The sequence below is a fragment of the Mesorhizobium sp. M4A.F.Ca.ET.050.02.1.1 genome (assembly GCF_003997725.1).
Taxonomy (GTDB): Bacteria; Pseudomonadota; Alphaproteobacteria; order Rhizobiales; family Rhizobiaceae; genus Mesorhizobium.
On sequence record NZ_RZSG01001030.1, the window covers coordinates 1 to 1806 of the forward strand.

A 1806-nucleotide genomic window follows, 5' to 3' on the forward strand; every position below is an offset into this window, starting at 1 on the left:
GCCCTTGTTGACGTAGAATTGCCTGAGGTCCGAACGCTTGGCGTAGATCGACACCGGCACATTGTCGATGAGGCTGCGGAACACCTCATTCTCGCGCATGCTCTCTTCCAGCGCCCGCTCGCGCGCCTTGACGTCGGTGATGTCGGTGCTGGAGCCGACCAGATGCACCGACCCGTCCGTCGCCACCAGGCGGCTCTTGCGCGTCATCAGCTGCCGCACGGTGGCCGTCGCGATGGGTGACAGACTCCTCGACCTCGCGCCCGTTGCCGGTGGCGACGACCTCGATGTCGGTCATGGCTGTAGTTTTCGGCATCATCGGCGCCGAACAGCTGGCGATCGGTGCGGCCGATGACATCTTCCTTGGCAATGCCGGTGAGCGCGCATGCCTTGTTGACGAATTCGATGCTGAGATCCTGGGCCTTGATGAAGGCAGCCACCGGCAGCTCGTCCATGACGTGCCGGAACAGGTCGATCTGCCGCATGGAGTCATGCAGCGCCTTCTCGCGACTCTTGATGTCGGAAATGTCGACGCGCACGCCGATGAAGGTGCCGTCCTCGGTCCGCATGTCGTAGACCTGGTACCAGCGGCCGTCCGGATTGCGCCGTTCATAGGATGAGTTCGGCAGCCGGTAGTGGGCGAGCATCGCGTCGAACCACCCGTCGCGATCGCGCTCATAGAGGCTGTCGATCTCAGGATCGCCGCTCTGGCGGAAATAGCCGACCGAATGGCCGAGAACCAGCGCCTCGCGGAAACTGCGGCCGGGCTGCCACACCGGCTTCAGCGCCGGAAGCGTCTCCTGCAGTTTGCGGTTGGCGAAGACGAACCTGTCGTCACGATCGTAGATGATGACGCCGGCCGGCAGCGATTCCAGCACGGTGGCGAGGTTCTTGCGCGCATCCTCGGCCTCCGCCTCGCGCTCCTTCATGTCGGTGACGTCGACGTAGGAGATCAGCCGCTTGCCGCCGGCGAGCGGCGCCAGCGAGGCAATCAGCGTGCGGCCGTCATTGAGTGGCAGCTGCCGCGATCCGGCAACGCCAGCCCTGATCTCGGCCTCGCGCTCGGCCATGAGGCGCTGCCATGCCTCGTCGTCGGCTCCGTAGGGGTCGATCCCGCGGCTCGCTTCCATCAGCTCGCGGAAGCCGCTGCCGATCCCGGCGCGGCTGGGCTCGATTTTCCAGAACTCGTGGAAGGCGCGGTTGATCACCTGCGCGCGCATGTCCGCGTCGAGGACCAAGACGCCGATCGGCATCTGGTCGACCATGGCGCGAAGATTGGCGAAGGTCTCCGCGGTCCTGGCGTTGGCGCTCTCGATCTCGGCATCGCGGCGCTTGACGTCGGTGATCTCGTAGTAGGTCAACAGCCGCTTGCCCCCGGACAGCGCGGTGACAGAAAACATCATCGTCCTGCCGTCGGCGTGGACAAACTCGCGCGGCGACACGGAGCCGTCGCGAATCTCCGCGACGCGGCCGGCGAGGTAGCGCTGCCATTCCTCTTCGTCGATATCGCCATAGATGCCGTTGCGGCGGTTGAGTTCCATCAGGCGGCTGAACGGAGCGCCGACGGCCACGGCTCCGTCGGGAATCCTGGAGAGGTCGCGGTAGGCCTTGTTGATGATCAGTGTATCGAGCTTGGCATCCAGGAGCACGACGCCCATGTGCATGGCGTCCATCGTGCGCTCGAGATCGGCAAGATGCTGTACGCTGTCTTCGCCGGCGAGCGCATCGTCGCCACGCGCAACCGCTGCTTCGAGGGGGTCGCGTTTGCCGCCGTTCCCGCCCGTCCCGTCCACGTCCGCCATGCTGATG

General features: G+C 65.2%; 1 pseudogene. It reads right to left on the minus strand.

The features are described 5' to 3' along the window. Nucleotides 1–1799 (minus strand): annotated as a pseudogene (locus EOA33_RS34555) (PAS-domain containing protein); the annotation flags it as partial. Nucleotides 1800–1806: the final 7 nt, after the last annotated feature.